The 17,450-nt window shown below is 69.4% G+C and carries 13 protein-coding genes and 1 pseudogene; 5 read left to right on the top strand and 9 right to left on the bottom strand.

All coding sequences use genetic code 11. The annotated features are described in order from the left end of the window. Positions 1-35: 35 nt before the first annotated feature. Complete coding sequence (araB, locus tag ACQHII_RS43060) at positions 36-1,715, bottom strand: ribulokinase (RefSeq protein ID WP_427924360.1); 1,680 nt, start codon at positions 1,713-1,715, stop codon at positions 36-38. Positions 1,716-3,299: 1,584 nt separating this feature from the next. Between araB and ACQHII_RS43055 the strand changes: the two genes are divergently transcribed. The 3 genes from ACQHII_RS43055 to ACQHII_RS43045 all read left to right on the top strand — a co-directional run bounded on the left by ACQHII_RS43055 (position 3,300) and on the right by ACQHII_RS43045 (position 7,016). Then, entirely contained in the window at positions 3,300-4,991 is a 1,692-nt protein-coding gene (locus tag ACQHII_RS43055; RefSeq protein ID WP_427924359.1) for an RICIN domain-containing protein, read from the top strand. A gap of 170 nt (positions 4,992-5,161) precedes the next feature. After that, positions 5,162-6,160: an AraC family transcriptional regulator gene (locus ACQHII_RS43050; protein WP_427924358.1), complete on the top strand. Its 999-nt coding sequence runs from the start codon at positions 5,162-5,164 to the stop codon at positions 6,158-6,160. Between the two features lie 70 nt (positions 6,161-6,230). Next, the gene (locus ACQHII_RS43045) at positions 6,231-7,016 is read left to right on the top strand and encodes a hypothetical protein (RefSeq protein ID WP_427924357.1); all 786 of its coding nucleotides are present in this window, start codon (positions 6,231-6,233) and stop codon (positions 7,014-7,016) included. A 49-nt stretch (positions 7,017-7,065) separates the two neighbouring features. Here the strand turns inward: ACQHII_RS43045 and ACQHII_RS43040 are convergent, their stop codons facing one another. The 6 genes and pseudogenes from ACQHII_RS43040 to ACQHII_RS43015 form a co-directional block, all read right to left on the bottom strand. Beyond that, positions 7,066-8,115, bottom strand: coding sequence for an isocitrate/isopropylmalate family dehydrogenase (locus ACQHII_RS43040; protein ID WP_427924356.1), 1,050 nt, complete (start codon positions 8,113-8,115; stop codon positions 7,066-7,068). Next, a complete protein-coding gene (gene dctA / locus ACQHII_RS43035) occupies positions 8,115-9,509 on the bottom strand; it encodes a C4-dicarboxylate transporter DctA (RefSeq protein WP_427924355.1) in 1,395 nt (464 codons plus the stop codon). Before dctA ends, ACQHII_RS43040 begins: the two co-directional genes overlap by 1 nt. Before the next feature lie 192 nt (positions 9,510-9,701). After that, positions 9,702-9,869: pseudogene (locus ACQHII_RS43030) on the bottom strand (transposase); the annotation flags it as partial. A 53-nt stretch (positions 9,870-9,922) separates the two neighbouring features. After that, positions 9,923-10,753 carry an oxidoreductase gene (locus tag ACQHII_RS43025; RefSeq protein ID WP_427924354.1) on the bottom strand — a complete coding sequence of 277 codons (831 nt, stop codon included), beginning with the start codon at positions 10,751-10,753 and terminating at the stop codon, positions 9,923-9,925. Between the two features lie 38 nt (positions 10,754-10,791). Beyond that, positions 10,792-11,667 (bottom strand): NAD(P)H-binding protein, encoded by an 876-nt coding sequence (locus ACQHII_RS43020; RefSeq protein WP_427924353.1) that lies wholly within the window; start codon positions 11,665-11,667, stop codon positions 10,792-10,794. Between the two features lie 64 nt (positions 11,668-11,731). Next, positions 11,732-13,153, bottom strand: coding sequence for an MFS transporter (locus ACQHII_RS43015; RefSeq protein ID WP_427924352.1), 1,422 nt, complete (start codon positions 13,151-13,153; stop codon positions 11,732-11,734). Positions 13,154-13,263: 110 nt separating this feature from the next. On the opposite strand from ACQHII_RS43015, the gene ACQHII_RS43010 reads away from it, so the two are divergent. Next, the gene (locus ACQHII_RS43010; RefSeq protein WP_427924351.1) at positions 13,264-13,890 is read left to right on the top strand and encodes a TetR/AcrR family transcriptional regulator; all 627 of its coding nucleotides are present in this window, start codon (positions 13,264-13,266) and stop codon (positions 13,888-13,890) included. A gap of 164 nt (positions 13,891-14,054) precedes the next feature. After that, entirely contained in the window at positions 14,055-15,671 is a 1,617-nt protein-coding gene (locus ACQHII_RS43005) for a succinic semialdehyde dehydrogenase (protein WP_427924350.1), read from the top strand. A 226-nt stretch (positions 15,672-15,897) separates the two neighbouring features. On the opposite strand, the gene ACQHII_RS43000 is transcribed toward ACQHII_RS43005, so the two are convergent. Both ACQHII_RS43000 and ACQHII_RS42995 read right to left on the bottom strand, forming a co-directional pair. After that, positions 15,898-16,701 carry an alpha/beta fold hydrolase gene (locus tag ACQHII_RS43000; RefSeq protein WP_427924349.1) on the bottom strand — a complete coding sequence of 268 codons (804 nt, stop codon included), beginning with the start codon at positions 16,699-16,701 and terminating at the stop codon, positions 15,898-15,900. Between the two features lie 111 nt (positions 16,702-16,812). Beyond that, a complete protein-coding gene (locus ACQHII_RS42995; protein WP_427924348.1) occupies positions 16,813-17,406 on the bottom strand; it encodes a carbonic anhydrase in 594 nt (197 codons plus the stop codon). Positions 17,407-17,450 lie beyond the last annotated feature (44 nt).

Raw genomic sequence — 17,450 nt, 5'->3', positions numbered from 1 at the left:
GCGAAGGGAGTTGACCACCAGGCGGGGCATGCCGCTCAGGCGGAGGTCTCGGTGCGCAGGCGGCGCAGCCGGTGCATGACCTCGTTGGCGCCCCGGCCGAAGTATTCGTGCAGCAGCCGGTATTCGGCGTACAGCCGGTCGTAGGCCGCGGCCCGCTCCGGGTCCGGCGGGTATACGGCGGGGCGGGCCTGCCCCATGGCGCGGGCGGCGGCCCGGATGTCGGTGTGCGCGCCGGCCGCGACCGCCGCGTGCATCGCCGCACCCAGTGCCGGACCCTGCGCCGAGTCGATGACACCGAGGGGCAGGCGGGTGACGTCGGCGTAGATCTGCATCAGCAGCGGGTTCTTCATCAGGCCGCCCGCGACGATCAGTTCACGCACCGGCACCCCGGCCGCCTCGAAGGCCTCGATGATGGTGCGGGTGCCGAAGGTGGTGGCCTCCAGCAGCGCCCGGTAGACGTCCTCGGGCCGGGTGGACAGCGTCAGGCCCACCACGACCCCGCTCAGATCGTGGTCGACGAGCACACTGCGGTTGCCGCTCTGCCAGTCCAGCGCGACCAGCCCGTGCTCGCCCACCCGCTGTCCGGCAGCGAGCGCGGTGAGGTGTTCGTGCGGATCGCGGCCGAGCGCGGCGGCCTCCTCGGCGTAGGCGGCCGGGAAGGCGGTGCGCACGAACCAGCCGAAGATGTCCCCGACACCGCTCTGCCCGGCCTCATATCCCCACAGCCCCGGCAGGATGCCGCCGTGGACGGCCCCGCACATGCCCGGCACTTCGGCCCACTGGTCGCTGCTCATGACGTGGCAGGTCGAGGTGCCCATGATGGCGACCATGCGGCCGGGTTCGACGGCGGTGGCCGCGGGGGCGGTCACATGCGCGTCGACGTTCCCGACGCACACCGCGATGCCCTCGGGCAGGCCCGTCCACGCCGCCGCCTCGGCCGTCAACCCGCCTGCCCGGTCGCCGAGTTGACCGATCGGCTGATCCAGCTTGTCGACGACGAAGCCCGCGAAGCCGGGATTGAGGGCGGCCAGATAGTCGGCGGAGGGGTAACTGCCGTCCTGGAGCTGGCCCTTGTACCCGGCGGTGCACGCGTTGCGGACGTACGTGCCGGACAGCCGCCACACGATCCAGTCGGCGGCCTCGATCCACCGCTCGGTCAACTCGTAGAGTTCCGGGTCCTCTTCGAGGAGCTGGAGGGCCTTGGCGAACTCCCACTCCGAGGAGATCTTCCCGCCGTAGCGCTTGAGCCAGGGCTCCTTGCGGGCGTCGGCGAGTGCGGTGATGCGGTCGGCCTGGGCCTGTGCGGCGTGGTGGCGCCAGAGCTTGACGTAGGCGTGCGGGCGGCTTGCGAGTCCGGGGAGTTCGCACAGCGGGGTGCCGTCGGCGAGGACCGGGAGGACCGTACAGGCGGTGAAGTCCGTGCCGATACCGACGACTTGGTCAGGGCGTACGCCGGAGCGGGCCAGCGCCTCGGGTACGGCGATGCGCAGCACGTCGATGTAGTCGGCGGGGACCTGGAGCGCCCAGTCGGGCGGCAGCGCCGTGCCGTCCGGGAGCTGCCGGTCGAGGACGGCGTGGGTGTACGGGTGCTCGGCGACGGCCAGTTCGGCGCCGTCGGCGACCCGGACCACCACGGCCCGCCCGGACAGCGTGCCGTAGTCGACCCCGATGACGTAGGTGTCGAGGTTCGCGCGGTGCTCGTGCGGTGTGTTCACAACCGGCCGTCCTTAGTGCTCTCGAACAGGTTTCAGGTGGGAAGGACCCATCGGATTGGTCGACGCGACGTTCACGGCGCTCGCGCTATTCGATATATCGACACTCGTTCGGCATATCGAATACAGGAAACGCGCCCGTCGTCCACGACCGACCGGCAACCGCGTATGGGCGAACCCCAACCATCCCCTCCGACACCACGAGGGGCAACCCGCGTGGCATCACTGAGAAAATGATTGCTCAATCTTGCTCGGGCCCATAGTGGACCGTCGACGCCTCCACGTAAAGACCTACGCCTCCTCCGCCACAATCACCCGGTCCGGTACGACAGCTTCATCGGCCGTACCGCCTGCGTACTGCACGAATCGCGACGCAGCGACACCCATCATCCGGTCGCGCTCCGCCGGCCGCGGGTGTCGGCAGTGGCGCCACTCCCCCATCGCAGGGCGTCACACCATGGCGAAATCGTTTTCTTGAAGTGACCTCGCGGCATCCACCGAGCCTCCCCCGCAGGACGCCTCGGGCGACCCGGATGCGCCGTCAGGATGATGTGGTTTCCGCCGGATCGGATTCGCCGCGACCTCCGTCCCGATCCCACCGGCGGGTGCGCCCACGGGCGCGGCGACATCACTCGCCCCGCCTGCCGATTGGTGGAGCAGACCGGCGGCAGCCGCGACCGCGTCACCCGTCACGGCAGCCGATCACGGTCCGACGCCTCCGCCTCGGAACCGTCCGATACGTACCGCTGCGGGCCGTCGCGCGAGAACCGCCGGACCCGGCCCGGTGAGCCTCAACAGGGCGTCCGGTGCGAGTGATTCGAGCCGCGAACTCGGGATTCCGCCAGTTCGACCGGCTGCACCGCGAGCAGGGGCGCCATCATGGCTGCCGCAGCCACCTCCATCCCGGACGGCAACCAGCGAAGGCGGTACGCGGGCTCCCTTCGGCACGATGGACGACACGTCGCCCGGAAGCGGCGCGCAGCTGCACCCGCGCGGCGCGCCGTCCACCGACCGGCGACCGGCCGGGCCGCGCGAAACCGCGCGTCGAGCCCTTCGTCGCCACTCCGCGTCCGGATGCCGGCCCGCCGGCCTGCCCGCCTCCGCGCACAGGCGTCGTCAGGGGCCGCCCGAGTCGGCCACCGGTGCCGAACGACAGGCGCCGCAGGTGTTCCGGTCCGACGGGCCCGGCACCGCCACACCCGGACGAGGCGTTTTCCCAAAGTTGCGCAAACCCATCAAGGAAGCGCGGGTTCCGGTCTATTGACACCGCCCTTCACCGTGCGGAAATATCGCCGCAACATTGATCCGTGATGGCCGATGACCTGGCGTCATTCCTTCTCACGTGGCACAGCGAGTCGCCGGCTTCGCACGATCCCCCCCTTCCGCGATACGCGCCGAAGAAGCGCACGCCGATGGGAAAACGGTTTCCCAATCAGGCCCACCCACCTCGGTACAGGAAGGGGCACTCACATGCTCCGAGTACGTCGTCGCGCAGGTCTCACGGGACCGGCGCCGTCACCTCGAAAGAGACCGGCCCGGCTGACGATGAGCAGCGGGCTTCCGCATCGCCACGCCCTGATCAGAACCGTGATCGCGGCCCTGATGACGGTGCTCGGACTGGTTGTCACGACACCGGCGCACGCCGCGGGCAACACCCTCACGGTCAACGTCGGAACGACGGTCCGCCCCGTCACCCACGTGGCCGCCGGCGGACTCTACGGTGTCGACAGCGGCAGCAGCGCTCCGTCGCTGAGCCAGCTGTACCCGCTGCACGTCAACAGCTTCACCCAACCCCCGCCGGGCACGCAGCAGTTGGGCAACGGGGCGACCTCGCCGTGCTGCGACGCGTTGTCGGTGGCCGGCAAGGTCACTGCCGCGGGCGGTCAGCAGTACGTCCGCCTGCCCGACATCTTCAGCCAGTGCTGCTACAACTGGGTGAGCTGGGCGGACTGGGAGTCGAAGGTCTCGACGATGGTGCAGGCGCGGATGAACGCGACCGGCTCCACGAACATCGCGGGCTACGAGATCTGGAACGAGCCGGACCTGAACTGGACGAACAGTACGGGCGGCAACGCCGGCACCTTCGACGCCATGTGGACGCGCACCTACAACGACATACGAGCCGTCGACACACTCACGCCGATCGTGGGCCCGGGCGCGGGCGTCTACAACCACGCCTGGATGCTGGACTTCATGACCAACGCCAAGAACACCAACACGCTTCCGGCGGTCGCGGTGTGGCACGAGCTGCTGGTCTCCGGCCCGACGGACATCCCGGCGGACGTGGCCGACTTCCGCGCCATCGAGACCTCGCTGGGTCTGACCCACCGGCCCATCTCCATCAACGAGTACGGCGCCAAGGACTACATCGACGCGCCGAGCCTGGGCGTGCGCTACATGGCCGCCTTCGAACGGGCCGGTGTGCACGACGCCGAGCGCCCCTACTGGTACGAGGCGGGCACGGTGAACGGCCTGCTCTACAACAACCAGCCGACGGCGTCCTACTGGGCGTACAAGTGGTACGGAGACCAGTCCGGCAACATCGTCGAGACGGTTCCCCAGTCGACCCTCGACGGTGTGGCGTCGTACGACGCCACCCGCCAGCAGGTCAACGTCGTCTTCGGCGGCGACAGCGGCGCCGACACGGTCAAGGTGAACGGTCTCGGTGTCCTCGGCTCGCAGGTCACCGTGGCGCTCTCGCGCACCGAGAACACCGGGCGCCTGACGAACGAGACCGCCCCGGTCGCCGTGTCCACGGCGACGTACACCGTGGGCTCCGACGGCAGCATCTCCGTACCGGTGAGCGGCATGGACTCCCTCGACGCGTACCAGCTGCTCAAGACGCCGACGACGGGTGCGCCGACGTGGCAGCAGACGTACGAGGCGGAGAACGCGACCGTCGTCAACGCCAACCGGCTGAGCGCCTCCAGCGCCTCGAACGGCGGGTACGTCGGTCAGATCGACCACACGACCGACATGCGTGACGACAGCTTCGTGGACTTCCTGGTCAACGTGCCGACCGCGCGGTCGTACACGATGACCGTGAAGTACGCGAACGCCACGGGGTCGAACTCCACGCAAGGGCTCGCCTACAACGGCGGTGCCTGGTCGACGATCACCTACCCGCCGACCGGCTCAGGATGGGGACACCCGACGGGCACTGTCGGCGTCACCGTCAGCCTCAACGCGGGTTACAACATGATCCGCCTCGCGAAGGGATCGCCGGGCTTCTCCGGAGGCGTCGGCTACGCCGAGCTGGACAGCATCACACTGGCCTAGATCGCGCGCTTCGCGGCGTTCCCACTGCGGAACGCCGCGAAGTCGGCAAGTTGACCCAGTGGTTGCAAGAGCACAGGGACCGTTTGGGGTTTCCATGACGGTGCGTTGAATCTGCTGTGCTGTCCTGCTTTCGGCGACTTTCCGGGGGAGGACAGCACGTGATACTGACCATGCGCAGTGAGGATCTGCCGGCCGCCGACCGGTTTCCGTGGTGGTGCGAGCAGATGGCCCAGGACATCGTGCCGTCCAGGGTCAGCAGCCCGCACGCCGACGACTTCCGGTCCGTGGTGACGGTGGCGGAGCTGGGTCCGGTCGTGTTGACGGCGCTGGACTATCCCGAGATGCGGTCCGTGCGCTCGTCGGCCCTGGTGCGCCGCTCGGACCCCGAGCGGTACGGGCTCAGCGTCGTCATGACGAACGAGCTGTGCTTCGCCCAGGGGCACAACGAGGCTCGGCTGACCCCGGGTCAGATGCTGCTCCACGACACCTCCCAGCCGTTCGAGACCCGCGCCCTGCCCGGGGCCGGCCGGGGGGAGATGGTGATGCTGCAACTGCCCAGAACCGCGCTGCCGTTGCGCCCGGAACGACTCAACCCCCTGCTTGCGAGAGACTTGTCCGGCGCCACTGGGATAAGCGCCGTCTTCGCCCGCTACCTCGTCGACGTCGCCGGGACCGTCGGGCGGAGAGAGGTGGGCAATCGCGAGCTCCGACGGCTGGGCGAGGTGGCCCTCGACCTGGCCGCCGCGACCCTGGCCTCATACATCGACGCCGAGGACCGGCTGTCCCCGGAGACCCGGCGCCAGGCACTGCTCACCCGGATCGAGGTGTTCGTCGAACACAACCTCGCGGACCCGGAGTTGACGCCCGCCGCGATCGCCGCCCACCACCACATCTCCCTCGGTTATCTGCACCGGCTCTTCCAGCACCGCGAAATGACCCTCGCGGCCTGGATACGCCACCTGCGCCTGGAGCACGCGCGGGCCGACCTCGCCGACCCGCGGCTGCGGCACCATCCGGTCCACGCCCTCGGCGCACGCTGGGGCTTCCACCACGCCGCCGACTTCAGCCGCGCCTTCCGCAGCGCGCACGGCGTACCCCCGGGCGACTACCGCCGCCAGGCCCTGGAGGCGGGCGGTACGACCGTGGACGTAGCGTCAATGAACTGGTGACGCCACGCCAACGACGTCACCCCCTGCGCACTGACAACGTGTCCAACAGGTACACGAACAGGAGTGCAGGATGAATACTGCCGCTCAGGCAACCACGGCACAGGTCCGGCAGGCGATGGTGAGCAACTGTCTCTGGGGGGTCCAGCACAACGCGGACATCCACTACTCGCAGGCCCGGCCGATGCCCATCGGCATAGCAGTGCACGCGCTTCCCTTCTCGACCGACTGCTCGGGCTTCGCCACGCTCATGGCGAAGTGGAGTGGGGCCGGGGACCCGAACGGCTCCGGGTTCAACGGGCAGGGCTACACCGGCACGATGCTCGACCACTGCGAGCACATCACCGCCGCCGAGACCCAGCCCGGCGATCTCGTGGTCTTCGGCGCGGGCACCGGTACGCACGTCGTCGTCCTCGTCGAAAGCGCGGCCAAGGGTCTCGGCGCGCTGTGCGTGTCCCACGGCCAGGAGGCCGACCCGATCCGCACCACCCTCGCCGACGAGGCGAACTCGCACCGGGGCGAGCCCCTCACCTATCTCCGGCTGCCCGGCGGCGGCACCGGCTCACCGACTCCGCCGTCCTCGAACCACAACCCGTACTGTCCGCTCACCGTGGACGGCGGCTTCGGGACCCTGACCACCAAGGCGCTCCAGTGGGTACTGGGCGTGACCCCCGACGGCCAGTTCGGACCGAACACCAAGAAGGCTCTCCAGAGCCACCTCCATGTGCCCGTCGACGGCCAGATCGGCCCGCAGACGATCAAGGCACTCCAGGCGCACGTCGGAGTCACCCAGGACGGGCAGTGGGGGAAGCAGACCACGGAAGGCCTGCAGAGGGCGCTCAACGAGGGTCGCTTCTGAGAAGGCGCTTCTGAGAGGGCGTGCAGCAGTCGGCCAAGGGTCTTGGCGGTCAGGCGGTGAGCGCGTCGACGAGGGCCTTGGTGACGTCCTCGGTGGAGGCGGTGCCGCCGACGTCGCGGGTGAGGATGCCGGCGGCGGTCGTGGCCTCGATCGCCTTCTCCAGGCGGGCCGCCTGGTCGGGCAGGCCGAAGTGGTCCAGCATCAGCGCCGCGCTGCCGACCGCGCCGATCGGGTTGGCCAGGCCCTGGCCGGCGATGTCCGGCGCGGAGCCGTGGACCGGCTCGAACATGCTGGGGAAGGGGCGCTCGGGGTTGAGGTTGGCGCTGGCGGCGAGGCCGAGGCTGCCGGCCAGTGCGCTGCCGAGGTCGGAGAGGATGTCGGCGTTGAGGTTGGAGGCGACGACGACGGAGAGGTCTTCGGGCTTGAGCACGAACTTCGCGGACATGGCGTCGACCAGGACGCTCTCGGTCTCCACGTCCGGGTAGTCGAGCGCGACGCGCTTGAAGACGTCGTCCCACAGGACCATGCCGTACTGCTGCGCGTTGCTCTTCGTCACCGAGGAGACCTTCCGGCGGGTCCGGGTCCGCGCCAGGTCGAAGGCGAAGCGCATGATGCGTTCGCAGCCGACCTCGGTGAACAGGGCCGACTGCACGGCGACTTCGCCGCCCTGTCCCCGTGCGGAGAGGTTGCGGCCGCCGAGGCCGGCGTACTCGCCCTCGCTGTTCTCGCGGACGACGACCCAGTCCAGTTCGGTGTCGTCGGCCTTGCGCAATGGGCTCCGCACCGGTGCCTTGCTCCCGCCCGGCAGGATGCCGAGTCCGCAGACGGCGGCCGCCTCGATGAGAACGGTGCGGTCATGCACCGCGACGCAGGCAGTGACGGGCTGCCCGGTCGGCCCGCCGACCGTGATCTTCTCGGGGCTGAACAGGCCGCCCGCGCAGGCGGCGGCCACGCTCCCTTCTCCTCCGTCCGCCAGTGCGAGGCGGTCGACCCGGGTGTGCGGGGCGCCGGCCAACAGCCCGCGTTCGAGTGCGCGGGCGACCTCGTCGGCGCTCAGGGAGCCCTTGAACTTGTCCGGGGCGAACAGTACGGACACCATCAGGGCGCCGCCTCGGCGGTCCGAGGCGTGAGGGAAGCAGCCACCGGACAAGCTTCCTCGGCCCCGGTGGCCAGGGGCACCTCGCCCGCCTCGCCGGCCAACACCGCGCGAGCCCGCTCCAGGTCCAGGCCGTTCTCCCATTTCGCGACGAACAGGGTGGCGACGGCGTTGCCGAAGAAGTTCACCAGGGCCCGGCACTCTGACATGAACTTGTCGATGCCGAAGATGAGCATGATGCCCGCGGCCGGGACGGAACCAACGGTAGACAAGGTCGCGGTGAGCGCGATGAACCCGCCGCCCGCGACCCCTGCGGCGCCCTTGGAGGTCAGCAACATGACGGCCAGCAGGCCGAGTTGCTGCCCGATGGACAAGGACGTGTCGGTGGCCTGGGCGATGTAGAGGGTGGCCAGGGACAGATAGATCGCCGCGCCGTCCAGGTTGAAGCTGTAGCCGGTCGGTACGACCAGGCCGACCGTGGACCGCTCCGCGCCCATGAACTGGAGCTTGCGCATCAGCCCCGGCAGCGCGGGCTCGGCGGTCGAGGTGCCGAGGATCAGCCAGAACTCCTCCTTGAAGTAGCGGAGGAGCTGGAAGATGTTCAGCCGCACATACAGGGCGAGCACCGCGCCGAGTACCACCACGACGAACAGGGCGGAGGTGACGTAGAAGAGGACGATCAGTGAGCCGAGGCTGGTCAGCGTGGACAGGCCGAACTTTCCGATGGCGTACGACATCGCGCCGAAGGCGCCCAGCGGCGCTGCCTTCATGACGAAGGACAGCACCTTGAAGACGACGTCGGTCAGTCGTCCCACGGCGGCGATGATCGGCTCCCCCGTCTTGCCGACCATCTTGACGGCGATGCCGAACACCACCGCCAGGAAGATCACCTGGAGGATGTTCCCCTCCACAAACGGGCCGAAGAAGCTGTTCGGCACGATGTTGGTGAGGAACTCCCACCAGTGCTGGTGCTCGCCCTGCGAGACGTACCGACTCGCGTCGCCCGACGTCCTGAGCGTCGACGGATCGGCGTGGACGCCGTCGCCGAGCCGGAAGATGTTGATGGCGATCAGGCCGGTCAGCAGGGCGACGATCGTGCCGACCTGGAAGTAGGCGAGTGCCTTGATCCCGGTGCGTCCGACCTTTCTCAGGTCCGCGACACCGGCGATGCCACCGATGATCGTCAGGAAGACGATCGGGCCGATGAGCATCTTCATCGCGGTGATGAACGTCGTGCCGATCGGCTCCATGTCGGTGGCCAGGTCCGGCCATCGCCAGCCCAGCACGATGCCGATCACGATCGCCACCAGCACCTGGACGTACAGCTGCCGGTACCACGGCTTCGCCGCGATACGCGCGGCCTGTTCGGCTCGTCCGTTGCCCGGGGTATGCGTCATTGCAACCTCCCTGATCACGCGACACCGAGCCCCATCGGTCCGCGCCGGCTTTGGGCCACAGTGAACCGGGCACCGCATCAGGGGTCCACGACCAAAAATCGATGCCCCGCATAGGCGCGGCCTATCAGTGCCGCCGCAGGTCACGGGGGCTGAGAAGGTCCTCGCCGCCCGTATCCCCGGCGTTTTTCACGGGCCCAACCGGTCAGGCAGATCACGCCACTGCACGTCGCTCCTCACCCTGTGCAGAATCCCGTTGACCACCTGCCGGTGATCCCGCCACTTGCCACAACGGTCGTTGCTGACCGCCGGGAACGGCCGTAACCGTTCCCACTCGGCACCCGTCAGATCACCCCGCCCCATGCCCAGCGCAACGGCTTGGCAAGGGAGTTGTCACATGATCGGCCGGACAAGTCCTAGTCGTGATCGGTGGAGAGGGCGACGTGCCGCCAGGCGTCCAGCTCCGTGCGGAAGGCGTCCAGTTTGGCGTCGAAGGCTTGCAGGGTGTCGGTGCCGAGCGGGAGGCGCAGGGGCGGCTCGGGGGCGGCGGCCATCTCGACGATGGCGCGTGCGGCCTTGGCCGGGTCGCCGGGCTGGGCGTGGTTCAGGCTCGCGGCGGCCGTACGCATCGCGCCGGCGGTGGGCGCGTAGTCGTCGATGGTGTCGGGGCCGGTGTGCAGGCTGGCGGGGTCGAGGAAGTCGGTGCGGAAGAAGCCGGGTTCGACGAGGGTCACGTGGATACCGAGGGGGGCCAGTTCGGTGTGGAGGGTCTCGGTGAAGCCCTCGACGGCGAACTTGGTGGAGGCGTAGATGCCCCAGCCCGGCGCGGTGCCGAAGCCCACGATGGAGCTGATGTTGATCACATGGCCGGAGCGCTGGCGGCGCAGGACCGGGAGCACGGCGCGCTGGACGGCGAGCGGGCCGAACACGTTGGTCTCGAACACCGCGCGGACCGCGGCGTCGTCGGACTCCTCGACGGCGGCGAGCAGGCCGGTGCCCGCGTTGTTGACCAGGGTGTCGATCCGGCCGTACCGCTCGATCGCCGCGTCGACGGCCGTCTGGATGCTCTGCGGGTCGGTCACGTCCAGCGGCACGGTGAGCAGTGCGTCGCCGGCGTCGGGGAACTGCTCGCGGACGGTCTCGGCCTTCCTGGCGGTCGCGACCACCTGGTGGCCGGCCGCGAGGGCGGCACGGGTGATCTCCAGGCCGAAGCCTCGGGACGATCCGGTGATGAACCAAACGCTCATTGTCTTCTCCTGTGTTCAGGTGGTGGGCAAGTCGGGATTCAGGCGGTCTGCGGGTCGAAGGCCGCGCGGTTCTGCGCGATGAAGCCCTCGACGGTGAGGGGGTCGCTGCCGCCGATCGTCTTCACGAGGTCGTTGGTGCCGGCGAAGACGCCGTTGCGGTAGTCGACGGCCACGGCGAGCAGGTGCTGGATCAGGTGGTCCGGCGCACCGCGCCCGCGCAGGATGGCGGCGAACTCGTCGAGTTCGATGGGCACGTACGTGACCTCGCGGTCCAGCGCCTTCGACATCTTCTCGGCGATCTCGTAGTGGTCGAGTTCCTCGGCTCCGTACAGCGGGTAGATCCGGCCGGCGTGCGGGGCGGGGTCTTCGAGGACGGCCGCGATCACCTTCGCCTGGTCGGTCTCCGCGATGGGGGCGTGGCGTCCGTCGGCGAACGGCAGGCGCAGTTGGCCGGTTCCATCGGCCCAGGTGTCGATGAGCCACTGGGCGAAGAAGGTCGGGCGGATGTGGGTGACGGAGACCGGGGAGTGGTCCAGGAGGCGTTCGGCGACCCAGTGCTGGCGTGCCGCGTCGCTGGCGGTGTTGCGGCGGGCGGAGACCTGCGACATGTTGACGATCGCCCGGACCCCGTTCTCCTCGGCAGCCTGGGCCACGTTCGCGGTGGCGTCCATCAGTCCGGGGCGGATCGGGTAGGTGAAGTACAGGGCGTCGATCCCCTTGGTCGCGCGGGCCAGGGAGTCCAGGTCGAGTACGTCGCCTTCGACGACCTCGGCTCCGAGGGCGGCGAGCCGCTCGGCGCGCGCGTCGAGGCCGCGGACGAGTGCGCGGACGCGGTGTCCGCGCCGGAGGAGGAGTTCGGTGGTGTGGCGGCCGGTCTTGCCGGTGGAGCCGATGACGAGAAGGTTGCGTTCCATGGTCGTGATCTCCTTTTGCTGAAAGGGAGTTGGCGGGTGCCGCGCGGTGGTTGCGGCCCCGTGATCAGGGGGTGCGGCGGGGCCGGAGGGCGATCAGCGCGGCGGCCGCGGCGAGTCCGGCGCCCGCCTGGACCCACCAGGCGTGGTCGAACCCGGTGGCCGTGGCCTGCGGTGTGAGGGCGACGAGCAGGGCCACGCCCACGGCGCTGCCGATCTGTCGGCTCATGTTGAGTACGGCGCTGCCGGTGGTGGCGCGGTCGGGTGCGAGGGTGCCGGCGGCGGCGAACAGCGGTGCCTGGGCCAGGCCGCCGGCCAGACCGACCAGGATCAGGCCCGGGAACATGGCGCCCCAGTAGTCGGGGGCGGTGTGCACGGTCGCGAGCCAGTAGGCGGCGGCGAGTGCCATGGCCAGCGTGCCGGTCACGGCGGGGAGGGTGCGTCCGAAGCGGCTCTGGATGGGACCGGCGTTCATCGCGAAGGCGATCGAGGCCAGCGGGGCGGGTGCGATGGAGACGCCGGCGCGCAGCGGGCTGAAGTGCCAGACCTCCTGCATGAACAGGGCGGTGCTGAGCAGGACGATCGCGAAGCCGGCGGAGAACAGGAACAGGGCCACGGTGGCGGCGGTGAACTGCCGGCCGGCGAACAACTGCCTTTCGATCACGGGTGCTTGGGCGTGCAGGGTGCGCTCGACGGTCGCGGCGGCGGCCAGTGCGGCTGCGGCGAACAGGGTCACGGTACGGAGGTCCGTCCAGCCCCACCCCGAGCCCTGGACGGTGGCGAGCACCAGCAGGCTCACGGCCAGCAGCAGTGCGAGGGCGGAGACCGGGTCCGGCAGGGCGGTGCCCTTGGGCTGACGGACCTCGGGCAGGAGCAGCGCGCCGGCGACGAGGGTGGCGATGCCTACGGGGACGTTGATCAGGAAGATCCACCGCCAGTCGAGGGTGACGAGCAGTCCGCCGACGGGCGGGCCCGCCGAGGCCGCGATCGCGCCCACGCCCGCCCACAGACCGACCACCAGGGTGTGCTGGCGTTTGGGGAAGCTCGGGTAGAGCAGGCCGAGCGAGGTCGGCACGATCATCGCCGCGCCGACGGCCTGGAGAGCGCGGGCCGCGACCAGCACGCCGAGGCTGGGTGCGGCGGCCGCTACGGCCGAGGTGAGGGTGAAGAGCGCCACTCCGGACAGCAGCATCCTCTTGCGTCCCCACTGGTCCGCGATCCGGCCCGCGGGCACTAGCACGGCGGCGAAGACGATGGCGTAGGCCGACAGCACCCACGAGACGCTCGCGACGCCCGTGCCGGGGAACGACTGCCCGATCCCGTCGAGGGCGACGTTGACGACGAAGAAGTCGAGCTGCGCCATGAAGGCGACGGCACCCAGCACCGCCATGATGCTCCACCGGCGCGGGTGACCGGCCTCGGTGACGGCCGGGACCGGGGCGTTGTGCACTGCCGTCGCGACCGCTTGCGGTGCCACTTGTGTGGACATCCCGTCCGCCTCCTCAACAAAATGGGCTTGGTAGCCCTTTTTTGACCTGCCTCCAGGGAACACCCCAACGAAAGGGTTGTCAAGCCCTTTTTTGCGGTATGGTTGTGGCCATGACCACCACCAGCGAAGCGCCGGGTCAGAAACTGACCGCCAAGGGCCTGGCCACCCGCGAACGCATCGTCCGGGCGGCCGCCGAGCTGATGTACGAACACGGCGCGCAGAACACCAACAACGAGCAGATCCGCGAGGCCGCCGGAGTCAGCGGCTCACAGTTGACGCGCCACTTCCCCACCAAGGAGTCCCTGGTGCGAGCCGTGCTCGCCTGGCAGGCCGACCACATCGTCGCCCGCCACCAGGCGCCCGAACTGGGCGAGTTGGACAGCTTCGCGGCCCTGCACCGATGGGCCGACTCCTACGTCGCCTCGCAGGACCTGCTGCGCGGCGGGTGCACGTTCGGCTCCCTCGCCGCCGAGGTCGTCAAGACCGAGCCCTCCCACCGGGACGCGGTGGCCGACGGCTTCCAGCGCTGGCAGGACCTGTTCAAGCGCGGCCTGAGCGCGATGCGCGAGCGCGGTGAACTGCGACCGGAGGCAGACCCGGCCGCGCTCGCACACCTGCTCACCGCCGCGTTCCAGGGCGGAGCCCTGCTGGACCAGGCGGCCGGCGAGTCCACGCCCCTGCGTGACGCGCTCCACGGGGCGCTGGCCTACATCGAGTCATTCGCCGCAGAGCACTGACCGCACTGCGGAGTGCGAGCCCTTCAAGTGCGCCTTCAGCGTTCTTGACATCTCATTCCACAACTCAATATCGTTCCCGACAAGACGGTCCAGAATCCTGGAGTCCGTTGGCACCGCTCCGCTGTCGAAACCGGATGCGCCGACCTTGATGGGGACATGCGTCGATGAGTGTCGAGTCAGGAATTACCGACGTCGCTACCGGTGACGGCAACCCTGCCGCAGCACACAGCGGCCGGACGGCGACCGATGTGGTGACCTCCGACCTCGTGTCTCGACTCACGCAAGGGGTGGAGGGCAGTGGCCGTACCGTGAGCCGTACTCCCATGACGGGCGGGACGGTCGCGGAGTTGCCCGAGTCGACCGCGCACGATGTGGAGACGGCTTTCAGCAGGGCCCGGGAAGCCCAGCGGGCATGGGCCGCGCTTCCGGTTCGAAGGCGTGCGGCCGTGCTTCTCCGGTTTCACGACATCCTCCTGGCCAAGCAGGCCGAGGCGATGGACCTGATCCAGGTGGAGACGGGGAAGGCCCGTCTGCACGCGCACGAGGAAGTACAGGGGGCCGCGGTGGTGGCCCGGCACTACGGGCGCAAGGCCCCCGCGTACCTCCGGCCGCAGCGGCACCTCGGCGCGTATCCGGTGTTAACGAAAGTCACCGAGTGGCACCACCCGAGAGGGGTGGTCGGGCAGATCGTCCCCTGGAACTACCCCCTCGAACTCTCCCTCGGGGACGCGCTGCCCGCTCTTGTCGCCGGCAACGCCGTGGTGACGAAACCGGACACGCAGAGCGCCCTGACTCCGCTGTGGGCGCGCCAACGACTGATCGAGGCAGGGTTGCCGACCGACGTCTGGCAGATCGTCATCGGCGACGGCCGGAGCGTCGGGTCCGCCGTGGTGGATCAGGCCGACCACGTCTCGTTCACCGGCTCCGTCCGCACCGGCCGGGACGTCGCGACCCGCGCGGCGGCCCGTCTGGTCGGCGCCTCACTCGAACTGGGCGGCAAGAACGCCCTGTTGGTGCTGGCCGACGCGGACCTGGACAAGGCGGCCGAGGGCGCGGTGCGGACCTGCTTCTCCTCGGCCGGCCAGTTGTGCCTGTCGGCCGAGCGGATCTTCGTCCACTCGTCGGTCGCCGCCGCGTTCCTGGAGCGATTCGTCCGGCACACAAAGACGCTCACCCTCGGCACGTCGCTGAGCTTCGGGGTCGGCATGGGTTCGCTGGCGGGCGAGCGCCAACTGGAAACGGTCTCCCGGCACGTCGACGAGGCCGTCGCCGCAGGGGCCACCGTCCTCGCCGGCGGAAAACCGCGCCCCGACATCGGCCCCTTCTTCTACGAGCCCACCGTCCTGGACGGCGTGGAGCCCACGATGGCCGTCCACGCCGAGGAGACCTTCGGGCCGGTCGTGTCGGTGTACCGCTTCACCGACGAGGACGAGGCGATCGAGCGGGTGAACGCCACGCCGTACGGCCTGAATTCCAGTGTCTGGACGAAGGACACGCGGCGCGGTGAACGCATCGCGGCCCGTCTGCACAGCGGCACCGTGAACGTCAACGAAGGCTACGCATCGGCTCATGGCAGCGTCCGGGCTCCGATGGGGGGCATGAAGGACTCCGGACTCGGCCGCCGACACGGCCGTGAGGGCATCCTCACCTACACGGAGCCCCAGACCGTCGCCACGCAGCGAATCCTCCCGCTGGCCCCGGCTCTGGGCATGGACGACCATCACTACGCGGCTTTCATCAGCCTGAGCCTGCGCGTCATGAAGGCGCTGCGACTCGGCTGATCCGGTCTCGCATCGGTTCGCGCCGAGTGCCTGTCGCGGACAGGGCCGCCCGCTGCGAACGGGCGGCCCTCGGCAACGCCAACCGCTGCGCCGGAGTCCGCTCGCCGGTCGGACCCGAACTCGACTGCTCCGTCGGCCGGTTCCGCGCACCGGGCGCCACGGTGATCGGCGCGGCACGGCCCCGCGCCCGACCTGCATCACAGCCGCGGGCTCTCCGCGAAGACGCCTACAGAGAACCGACGAACGCCTCGATGTGAGTCGCGATCTGGTCAGGAACCTCCAGGGGCGACAGATGCCCCGTACCCCGCAGCTCACGAAGTGTGGCGGTCGGCAGCATCGGCAGGAGGTGCTCACGCAGTACCTGCGGAGGATCCACCTTGTCATCACTGCCGGCCAGCACCAGTACGGGTACGTCAATGGCGGCGACGCGGGCGCTGTGATCCTCCAAGATCGCGTGAAGGGGCCACGCCTCCTTTGCCTCCTGCGCCCCGTGGACGCTGTCGTCCACCACCTGGGCCCGGTCCTTGTCGCTGAGGCCGCCGTTCGTCAGCGGACCGTCGATGGCGCGATGGACGGACTCCACCGTGTCGTAGGCATGGACCATGAAGTCCTGGGCCTCCGGAGTGACTTCGCCGGCCGGCGCGGCAGGAGCGGGAGCCACCAGCACCACGCCGACGAGGCCGGTGGGGCGGCGCGCCGCGAGGACCTGTGCCGCTTTGCCGCCCATCGAATGGCCCACCAGTACGAACTCGTCATAGCCGAGTTGGTCGATGATCTGCTGTGCGTCGTCGGCGAGTTGGTCGATGTTGTACGGCCCCGGAACAACTGCGGACTCACCCCAGCCGCGCTGGTCGTGGGCGACGTACGGCCGGTCCGGACGAAGACGCTCGATCACGGGGCGCCAAGTCCGCTGCGAGCCCCCGTAGTAGTGCAGGAACACCAGCGCGGGCCCGTTCCCCTCACGTACGTGGGCGAAGATGCGGCCGTCCTTGATGTCGAAGTATCGGGGAGTGGTTGCGTCGGTCGACATGGCGAGGTCCGATTCTGATTGATCGCCAATGGCCGGCGTTGCGCCTGTGGCCGATGACGAAACGGTCTTGGTGCGGGCGCACGGCCCGGGGACTGCGCTGCCCATGGACGACTACGCGGCCTCGGCGGGAAGGTCGCGGACGATCTCGGTCAGCTTCCCGGAGTCGATGTCGTAGAACAGGCCGTAGATCTCCAGGTGCTTCGGCGTGCCCGGGCTGTTGCGGATCAGGTTCACGTCGTAGGTGAGCGACTTCTCGAAGTCGGTGATGGCGATGCCGTCCCAGTCGTACAGCGACGAGATGTCGGTGTGCTGCTCCCGCTTCCACGCGGCGGTGATTCCTTCCGCCGTGAAGGAGGTGGCGCCGCAGAAGGAGTGGTGGACGACGACAACCCGCTCAAGTCCGAAGAGGTGCTGGGAGACCGCGACGGAGCGAAGGGCGTCCGCCGCGCGCCCGCCCCCGACGACGAGGGGGAACATCGTCGCGGTGGAGCCGATCTTCCTGCCGTTCTCGTCGAGGAGCAGCTCGCCGGGGTAGACCTCGTCGCCGAAGTGTTCGGCCACCGCCTGCGCGGCCCCGGCCGCCCGCGGGTCGAAGCAGTACATGACGATCGTCCTGACGGGAATCGAGCCGGTGACGATCTCCCGGACCGCCGCTTCGTCGTAGCCCGGTTGTCCCCGGAATGTGAACTCCGCAAAATTCGACACTGCTTGGCTCCGCTTCTCATGGTGGACTCCCCGGCCTTTTGGGA

It is taken from the genome of Streptomyces sp. cg40 (assembly GCF_050320165.1).
GTDB lineage: Bacteria > Actinomycetota > Actinomycetes > Streptomycetales > Streptomycetaceae > Streptomyces > Streptomyces hokutonensis.
Note: the sequence above shows the minus strand (reverse complement) of the source record. Positions and strands in the feature narration are given on the sequence as shown.